At 72.5% G+C, this 8,641-nt stretch carries 9 protein-coding genes; 7 read left to right on the top strand and 2 right to left on the bottom strand.

Annotation, left to right across the window (positions count from 1 at the left end; all coding sequences use genetic code 11):
• Positions 1-220: 220 nt before the first annotated feature.
• Together AC3EUJ_RS14205 and AC3EUJ_RS14200 are read left to right on the top strand one after the other, a co-directional pair.
• Complete coding sequence (locus AC3EUJ_RS14205; RefSeq protein ID WP_488180957.1) at positions 221-961, top strand: pyridoxamine 5'-phosphate oxidase family protein; 741 nt, start codon at positions 221-223, stop codon at positions 959-961.
• 475 nt (positions 962-1,436) lie between these two features.
• Positions 1,437-1,883 (top strand): nitroreductase family deazaflavin-dependent oxidoreductase, encoded by a 447-nt coding sequence (locus tag AC3EUJ_RS14200; RefSeq protein ID WP_431961551.1) that lies wholly within the window; start codon positions 1,437-1,439, stop codon positions 1,881-1,883.
• A 50-nt stretch (positions 1,884-1,933) separates the two neighbouring features.
• Here AC3EUJ_RS14200 and AC3EUJ_RS14195 read toward each other — a convergent pair whose 3' ends face one another.
• Positions 1,934-2,119 carry a hypothetical protein gene (locus tag AC3EUJ_RS14195; protein ID WP_488180956.1) on the bottom strand — a complete coding sequence of 62 codons (186 nt, stop codon included), beginning with the start codon at positions 2,117-2,119 and terminating at the stop codon, positions 1,934-1,936.
• A gap of 250 nt (positions 2,120-2,369) precedes the next feature.
• Here AC3EUJ_RS14195 and AC3EUJ_RS14190 point away from each other — a divergent pair, with 250 nt between their 5' ends.
• The 5 genes from AC3EUJ_RS14190 to AC3EUJ_RS14170 all read left to right on the top strand — a co-directional run bounded on the left by AC3EUJ_RS14190 (position 2,370) and on the right by AC3EUJ_RS14170 (position 7,576).
• Positions 2,370-2,936, top strand: coding sequence for an RNA polymerase sigma factor (locus AC3EUJ_RS14190; RefSeq protein ID WP_431961536.1), 567 nt, complete (start codon positions 2,370-2,372; stop codon positions 2,934-2,936).
• Positions 2,933-4,162, top strand: coding sequence for a CU044_5270 family protein (locus tag AC3EUJ_RS14185; RefSeq protein WP_431961535.1), 1,230 nt, complete (start codon positions 2,933-2,935; stop codon positions 4,160-4,162). Before AC3EUJ_RS14190 ends, AC3EUJ_RS14185 begins: the two co-directional genes overlap by 4 nt.
• 355 nt (positions 4,163-4,517) lie before the next feature.
• Positions 4,518-5,315, top strand: coding sequence for a L,D-transpeptidase family protein (locus AC3EUJ_RS14180; protein WP_431961534.1), 798 nt, complete (start codon positions 4,518-4,520; stop codon positions 5,313-5,315).
• Between the two features lie 26 nt (positions 5,316-5,341).
• Positions 5,342-6,580: a L,D-transpeptidase gene (locus tag AC3EUJ_RS14175; RefSeq protein ID WP_431961533.1), complete on the top strand. Its 1,239-nt coding sequence runs from the start codon at positions 5,342-5,344 to the stop codon at positions 6,578-6,580.
• Between the two features lie 261 nt (positions 6,581-6,841).
• On the top strand, positions 6,842-7,576 hold the full coding sequence (locus AC3EUJ_RS14170; protein WP_431961531.1) for a DinB family protein: 735 nt from the start codon (positions 6,842-6,844) through the stop codon (positions 7,574-7,576).
• A 93-nt stretch (positions 7,577-7,669) separates the two neighbouring features.
• Here the strand turns inward: AC3EUJ_RS14170 and AC3EUJ_RS14165 are convergent, their stop codons facing one another.
• Complete coding sequence (locus AC3EUJ_RS14165; RefSeq protein ID WP_431961530.1) at positions 7,670-8,425, bottom strand: lysophospholipid acyltransferase family protein; 756 nt, start codon at positions 8,423-8,425, stop codon at positions 7,670-7,672.
• Between the last annotated feature and the right edge of the window lie 216 nt (positions 8,426-8,641).

Here is an 8,641-nt window from a genome sequence, read left to right as displayed (position 1 = left end):
TCCCTCCGCCCGCCCGGGGCCCCTCCCCCCGAGGCGCGAGCGTCGGTGAGCCGTCCACCCCGACGGCCACGTGACCGAACGACCGCGGGTTCGGCGGCGGCTCCAGCCGAAGCGCCCCGGATCGCAGGCCGTGCGAGCGGTCGCCCGCCGTCTCTGGACTGGCGGGCTTCTGGTGGATCTGCTGCGCTGAAGGGAGACGGGATGGAAGAGGTGAGCGGCTGTGCAGGGTGGTCCGGACCGGTCCGCCTCGACGGGCGGAGGCTCCTTCGAGGGTGAAAGCTTCGACGGCGAAAGCGTGGCCGGCCGTGTCGCCGTGCGGCGGGAGCAGCTGGGCATGTCCCGGGAGGAGCTCGCCACCAGGGCCGGGATGTCGATCACGTATCTGCGGCAGGTGGAGGAACTGGGGACCGGTTTCGACCCCGCCGCGCTGATGCGGCTCGCCGCCGTGCTGGGGGTGTCCTACGAGGAGCTGGCGGTGGGCTCCCGCGCGGCGCCGCCGGGACGGGGCGGCCCCGCGGCCCGCCCGGTGCTGCAGCGGCTGTCCGAGGGGGAGTGCTGGGATCGGCTGGGCACGCACGGGATCGGCCGCGTGGCCTACACGGCGGATGCGGGGGACGCGCCTCCGGTGCTGGTGCCCGTCAACTTCCTGGTGGATCGGCGGACGGTCGTCTACCGGACGGATCCGGCGGGCGTGGCGGCTGTCGCGGCCGGCGCGAATCTGGCCTTCGAGACCGATCACATCGACGAGGCGAGCCGTGTCGGCTGGAGCGTGCTGGTGACGGGTACCGCCGAGCGGATCACCGACGCCGCTGCCGTGGGGTCGCTCGCCCGGCGTCCCGGGGCCGAGCCCTGGGCCGGGGGGCTGCGGGAGCTGTGGATCCGCATCGTGCCGGGTGAGGTGAGCGGCCGCGCCATCCGGTCGCTGCCGGACGCCGAGGACCACGGGCTGGGGGGCCGGTGAGTGGGGCCGGCCCGTGGCGGTGATCGCGCCGCCACGCCCCGGTTCCCCCTCCGCGTCGGGGACGACGAACCGGAACAACGCCGCACGCCGCGGCAGCTGCGACCACCGGCCTCCCAGCGCGGGATCACGACGCATCGGCCCATCGAAGGTCGATGACCCCCGCACGCAACAGGCCTGCTTGATGAGGCGTGCAGGCCGACTGCCGGCTCACCGCCTCCGTCACCCGCGGCGCGGTCGCGACGTCTCCACGGGCATGACCGCGGCGTGGACGTTCTCCTCCGCGCGCACGCGAAGGGGCTCAGATCCCCCGCCTCCGTCGTGCGCTTCACCCGCGCCCCCCAGGGCCTCGGCAGCCCGCCCCGTCCGGTGATCGGGAGGGGGACCGGCGGCGCGTGGCGGGATTGCCGCCGGGAAGGCGCAAGGTGGGTGAGGATGTTGAGGGTGACGATGTCGCATGCCGAGATGGGAGAACGACGTGCCTTTGGTCGGTGAGTACCAGCCGAGCCCCGAGCAGTGGGTCCGGGACCAGGTGGAGCTGTACGAGAGTTCCGGAGGGACCGACGGGACCACGCTGCGCGGCAGGCCCGTGATCGTGCTGACGACGCTGGGCGCCAAGTCCGGCAGGATCCGCAAGACGCCGCTCATGCGCGTGGAGCACGACGGGCGCTACGCGGTCGTGGCGTCCAAGGGCGGCGCCCCCCGGCACCCGGTCTGGTACCACAATCTGGTGGCGGACCCCCGGGTGGAACTGCAGGACGGCCCCGTGCGTCAGGACATGACGGCCCGTGAGGTCACCGGCGACGAGCGGGCGCAGTGGTGGGAGCGCGCGGTGGAGGCGTGGCCCGACTACGCCGAGTACCAGAAGAACACCGACCGTGAGATCCCGGTCTTCGTCCTGGAGCCGGCGGCCACGCCGCACTGACGCGTAACTTCGCACGGCCGCCGCCCCGGTCGCGGGGCGGCGGCCGCCGTTTACGGGATGAGCAGCGGTTTGCCCCCCGGTCGTACGGGACTTGAGGTCCCGGTGGGTGCGGACCGCATCCCTGAGCGGGTGGCGGCCCCTACGAGCGGTGTCAGCTCCTCGGCCAGGATCACGGCGAAGACCTCGCCGGTGTGCCGCGCCAGCGCCTCGTGAGTGGGCACGTGATGGTTGCGCACCGGATGTTCCGGGGAGGTGCCGCGCCGCGGGCCGGGCGGGGCTGGATTTCCCTACGGCTGGGGGTGGTGGCCCCCGTGGTTTCCGGACGTCCTCGGCGTCAGGCGGGCGGCCGGCCGTCCGCTGCCCGGCGGGCCCGCGGCCGCCCTCGCAGTGATGTGGACCACATCCGTGGACTTTCTCGGTCCGGGATGTAAGAAACGGGCCACCGCTCTCATTGCATGGTGAGAGAGCGAGATGAGGGGACGGCGCGTGACACATGCCCAACGCTTCCGGGACGTCTACGAGGAGTGCTATCCGCGTGTGCTTGCCTACGCCACCAGCCTGGTAGGACGGCAGGTAGGGGAGGACATCACCAGCGAGACGTTCACCGTCGCCTGGCGGCGGGTGCGAGACATTCCCCATCCGGCACTGCCGTGGCTCCTGGGCGTGGCCCGCAACCTGGTGCGCGAACTACGCCGCCGGGACGCCCACCAGTACCTTCTCGCCGCCGGGGAAGCGCAGCGCATCAGCAGCGGCGCCCGGACCGACGCCGGTGACGTCGCGGCCGAGGTCACCGAACGGCACAACGCGCTGCAGGCCCTGGCCGGCCTGCCGGAGGGCGACCGGGAACTGCTGACGCTGATCGCCTGGCACGGCCTGAGCGCCAAGGAGGCCGCGCAGGTCCTGGACTGCACCACGGCGACGCTGACCGTCCGGCTGTACCGGGCCCGTCGCCGGCTGGAGAGGGCCATGGAGTCGTCACCCGCCGCCGAGCCCCCGTCCGCACCTCCGGCGAAGGCCCCGCACCCCACCCACCGCGAAGGAGCACCCGCGTGAAGAACTCCCACAGGCCGTCCGGGCGGCCCGACGTCATGAAGGTGCTCGCGGACGCACGGCCCGACGAACTCGACCCGTCCCGGCCGGTGGACCCCGCGCGACAGCGGGAGGACCTCGCGCGCATCGTCGCCGGACCGACCGACGGCCGCGCGGCACGCTTCCTCGCGCCCCGCCGCGGAAGCGGCTTCCGGCCGCTGGGTGCCGCGGCCCTCGCGGCCGTGGCGGCGTCCGTGGTGGCCGTGAGCACCGTCGACTGGCAGCAGCCCGCCGACCGGCCGAGCGCACACCCTCGGTCCACCGCCGGAACGCAGGTCCCGAGCACCGGCGCGGACCTCCGCGCCGACGGCCACATCGAACTGCTCAGCGCGGCCGAGAACGCGCAGGCCTCGGTCGCCGAGGGAACGTACTGGCAGACCACCACACGCTCGCAGAACGTGGACGTCGCCGGCGAGGAGGGCCACCTTTTCGCCGTGCGCCACACGTCGACCGACGAATGGTCGGTGGGCGTGCGCCCCGGAACCGGCAGCCTGATGGTCTCCGGCCTGGACTCCGTGACCGAGCCCCTGACCGCGGCCGACGAGGCCCGCTGGCACGCCGCCGGCTCCCCCCGCACGGTGCCGGTCGAGGTCGGGAACAAGACCGGGACCGGCACGATCGCCTACACGATGGGCACCGGGCGGCCGACGGTCCTGCGGACGAACGTCGACGACAAGATCTATGCCGTGGGCCCGCACAACGCCTCCTACAAGGACCTGCGTGCGCTGCCCTCCACCAGCGGAGCCCTGCGGCACTACCTGGAGCGTCTCTACGCGCAGGACAACGGCGCCGACACCGGGAGCGGCGACCGCGGCGCCTGGATCCTGCGCCAGGCGGGCAACCTCGTCACGATGCCCGTGAAGCCGGCCGTCCGGGCGGCCGCATACCGGGTGATGGCGGATCTGCCCGGAGTACGGGTGACCGGGCATGTGACCGATCCTCTGGGACGCGTGGGCGTCGGCGTCGACTTCCCCGTCACCTACCGGGGGCCGCTGGGGACCACACGGCAGCGGCTGGTCGTGGACCCGTCCACCGGCGCCATGCTCAGCGACGAGCTCGTGCTGGTCGAACCGTCGGCCAGGGCGCTGGAAGGGGGTCTCGACGCGGGCACGACGGTGAACTACGCGGCGACCACACGGATGAGCTGGGGCGAGCAGCAGATCACCGCGCCGAAGAACGCCCGACGCTGAACCAGGAGCCGGGCGGCGACTCGCCCCCGGCGCGCACCGACTGACGCACCGGAGATCTGCCGCTGACGCGACGCGGCAGGTCTCCGGGCGATGCCCCGCGCCCCCGGCCGCCGGCTGACATGCCCGGCCGCCGCGCACCGACCCGGCCGCCGCGCACCGACCCGGCCGGTCCCCGACATCCGGGCAACCCGAACTGGAGTCCGCCCGGTTCAACGGGTGTGAGACCACCACCGCGGCCCAGGACCGCGCCCATCACATGGGCGGCGATGCCAGGCGTGCCGCATCTTCCGCAACCGCGAGCCCCGCCACCGGGGCTTCCCCCGATGTTCCCGTCCTCTTCAGAAAGCCCGCGCCCATGCGCCTCCACAGGCCCTGCATATCCACGACCGCGGCGGTCATCGTCTCCGCGCTGGGAATCGCCGCGTACCACCACATACCCGAGGGCAGTCCCAGCCCGGCCCCTGAGCATGCCTCGGTCGTCCAGGACGCCGCCGGCCCGGCGACCGGGCAGCCGGCGGCCGCTCCCGCCCCGCCGCGGGAAACGGCCGGGCCGCAGCCGGAATACCCCGCCGAGCTGCCCGGACTCGGCCCCGAGACCCTGTCGCAGATCCCGGACCGCACCCGCCAGGTCGTCCTGGTCACGGGAGCCGGCAAGAAGTCCGCGAAATCCAAGGTCGTGCTCTACGAGCGCGTCGACGGCGGCTGGCGTCCCGGAGCCGTGTGGGACGCGCACAACGGCTACAAGGGCTGGACCGACGAGCACTACGCGGGCGATCTGCACAGCCCCATAGGGGTGTTCGGCCTCACCGACGCCGGCGGACGGCTGGCCGACCCCGGCACCGAGCTGCCCTACCACCGGTCCGGCGCCTTCTCCATCGGCGGTACCGGCTTCGAGGGCGAATCCCTCGCCGGTTCCTTCGACTACGTCATCGCCATCAACTACAACCGGCAGCCCGGTACGTCGCCGATGGACGGCGCCCAGCCGATGGGCGCGAGCCGCGGCGGCGGCATCTGGATCCACGTCGACCACGGCGGCCCCACGCATGCCTGCGTCAGCATCTCGAAGGCGCACATGAAGCAGTTGCTGCGGGCCCTGAAGCCCGCCGACCACCCCGTCGTCGTCATGGGCGACGCGGCCTCTCTCGCCCGATGACAGTTCCGCGGTCCACAGGAGTAAGCGTGTCGTCTCTTCCCCACCGCACCGTGATCGCCCTCGCCGTCGTCGGGGCGTCGGTGCTCACCGCCTGCGCCGGCCAGCAACCCCCCACCACGCCCGCCGCCCAGGGGACGGCGACGTCCAAGGCGTCCTCGTCCGGGCCACGGGCCGCGGCGGCAGCCTTCCGGCTCACCACGGGCGCCGCCGACGGCGACCGCCACGCGTCCGTCGGCGGCGCGGGCGACGTCGAGGTCTCCGGCGGGAGGATCTCCTCCGTCACCCTCACCACCGCGGGCGGAGACCCGGTACGCGGGACGGTGTCCGGCGACCACCGCCGCTGGACCCCGGACACCACCCTGGCGTACGGCACCTCGTACCGCCTCGTCGTCCACGCCTCGGACGGAGCGGGCAAGGGACAGACCCGGAGCCTGTCCTTCACCACGCTGACGAAGGGCGATCGCCTCATCGGCACCTTCACCCCCGAGGACGGCTCGACCGTCGGCGTCGGCATGCCGGTGTCGCTGAACTTCAACAAGCCGGTCACCGACAAGAAGGCCGTCGAACGAGCCATACGCGTCACCAGCGACAGCGGCCAGGAGGTCGTGGGCCACTGGTTCGGCGACCAGCGCCTGGACCTGCGCCCCGAGACGTACTGGAAGGCGCACGCCCAAGTCACCCTGAGACTGCGCCTGGACGGCGTGAAGGGCGCCGCGAACGCCTACGGCACCCAGGACAAGACCCTCCGCTTCACCGTCGGCCGCAGCCAGGTCTCCACCGTCGACGCCGGCACGCACACCATGCGCGTCGTCCGCGACGGCCGCACCATCCGCACGATCCGGATCACCTCCGGCGCGCCGGGCAGCACCACGTACAACGGGCAGATGGTGATCTCCCAGAAGCTCATCTCCACCCGTATGGACGGCGCCACCGTGGGATACCCGGGGGAGTACGACATCCCCGACGTCCCGCACGCGATGCGCCTGTCCACCTCCGGCACCTTCATCCACGGCAACTACTGGGCACGGGACTCCGTCTTCGGCAACTCCAACGTCAGCCACGGCTGCGTCGGGCTGAACGACGTCCAGGGTGGCGGCGACCCCGGGCAGGACGCGTCCTGGTTCTACGACAACTCCCTCATCGGCGACGTGGTCGTCGTCAGGCACTCCCACGACCACACGATCGCCCCCGACAACGGCCTCAACGGCTGGAACATGCCCTGGGAGCAGTGGAAGGCCGGCTCGGCCCTGGCGCAGGGCGACTGACGCGGTGGCGGGGCCCGGACCGGAGCCGCGCTCGATGCCCCGGGCCCACAGGGACGTGGACCCCGGCGACGCCAACTCCCCGTCAGAGGCCAGGGCGCCGCCGTCGACACGCGCGTCCGAATCCGAACGCTGAAAGCACGTCGGGAGGCATGCCGCGCCGGGCCACGGGCCGGGAAACCGATGGCGCCCCGTGGGGAGAGTCGTTAGCTTCCGCATGAGCGGAGTGAGATACGAGACGCCAGCGCGAAGGGAGCCGGACACATGGCGGCAGGGGGCGGCGCACGCATCGACCGTCTGGGCTTACTGCTCGACCAGTTCGACCACGCCAGGGAGATGGCCCGGGTACGTCTCGCGGGCCTCCGCGACGAGGAGTACCTGTGGGAGCCGGTACCCGGTTGCTGGTCGATACGGCGCCGGGACGAGGCGACGACACCCAGGGCGTTCGGGCCAGGGGAGTGGGTGCTCGACCTGGGCGCCCCGGACATCCCGGCGAGCGAGTACGCGGAGGTCGCCCGGCAGGCGGCCGGCGGCATGACCGTCGACAAGATCGCCGAGGACTGGAGCGTGAGCGTCGAGCGGGTCGAGCAGGTCCTGGCCCACACCGGGCCGCCGGAGCCCGACGACGCGCCCGTCACGACCATCGCCTGGCGCCTGGGTCATCTGCACTTCTGCTTCGCCGGGGGATGGGAGTGGACCTTCGGCCAACGACGGCAGGAGCCCAAGCTGCTGGTCGACTTCACGCCTTCCGCGGCGACGGCACTCGAGCGTTTCTGGGCGGTGATCGACCGCTGGCGCGAGAGCGTCGGTGCCGTCACCGAAGAGCAGCTCGACACGGTCGGCTTCTCGCAGTACCCGTATGGTTCCGACCCCGACGAGCCCTTCGTCAACGTACTCGCGGGGGCCAACCTGGAACTCATCCACCACATGGCCGAGATCGCGCTGCTGCGCGACCTGTGGCGGTCCAAGGGCGGCCCCTCCGCCACCCTCACCGGTTGATCCTCGCCATCAGGAAGGGCGCGTTCTCGGGCACCTCCTCGCGGGCGTGCGGAACCTGCCCGGCCGGAGTGGCGACCGGCACGCGCAGCGGGGTCACCCCTCAGCGACGCGCCGCGACGTGGCACCGCGCATGGAGTGCCGCTCGGCGGGCGGCTGCTCGGCGCGGATGTCGGCGAGCAGCGCGGTGATGGCGGTCATGATGTCCTCGGTGGCGTCCTTGAGGACGTCCGGTGTGAGCGCCTTGCCGTGGTGACGGCTGAGGTCGACCGGAGGTCCGGCCACGACGTGCACGGTCTGACGGGGCACCAGCCACACACGGCGGTTGCCGCGGCCGCCGCGCGCGTACGGCGGGGCGATCCGGTGGGCGCCCCACTGGGCGACGGGTATGACGGGCGCGCCGGTCGTCAGGGCGATCCGCGCCGCACCGGTCTTGGCGGTCATCGGCCACAGCTGCGGATCGCGCGTGACGGTGCCCTCCGGGTAGACCGCGACGCACTCTCCCTTGCTGACGGCGGCAATCGCGTCCCGCAGCGCGAGCGCGGCGTCGGCGGTCCCGCGGTGGACGGGGATCTGACCGGTTTTGCGCAGCACCATGCCGACGAAGGGGATCTTGAACAGGGACGCCTTGGCGAGCAGGCGCGGCGGCCGGCCGCTGTTGTACTGGAAGTGCCCGTAGGTGAGCGGGTCGAAGTACGAGATGTGGTTGACGGCGGTGATGAAACCGCCCTCGGTGGGCATGTGTTCGTGCCCGCGCCACCGGCGCTTGACCAGGACGAACAGGACGGGTTTCGCGATGGCCGCGGCCAGCCGGTACCAGAAACCGTAGGGATTGCGCGATCTGCCGGACACCCCGGGTCCTCCTTCACTATGGCGGCGCCGATCGGCCGCTCGTTCCTGTCGTTCCCCGGTGCGTGGCAGACCGGCGGAGTGTCAGGTGTCCTCGTCGGACGGTCCCGGTCGGGGAAGGCCGACAATGTACTTGACCATGCAAGAGCTTAATTGCTGCATGGCGCAACGATCAACCCGGCTCCGGGGAGGTCATGGCCGTTCCCCGCAGGCGGCCCT

The organism is Actinacidiphila sp. bgisy160 (assembly GCF_057707815.1).
The sequence above is the reverse complement of the archived record's forward strand: the minus strand, read 5'-3'. Positions and strand labels throughout refer to the sequence as shown.

Coding starts and splice junctions, on each gene's coding strand:
- AC3EUJ_RS14180 (WP_431961534.1), top strand. CDS start 4,518: ATGCGCCTCCACAGGCCCTGCATATCCACGACCGCGGCGGTCATCGTC.
- AC3EUJ_RS14170 (WP_431961531.1), top strand. CDS start 6,842: ATGGCGGCAGGGGGCGGCGCACGCATCGACCGTCTGGGCTTACTGCTC.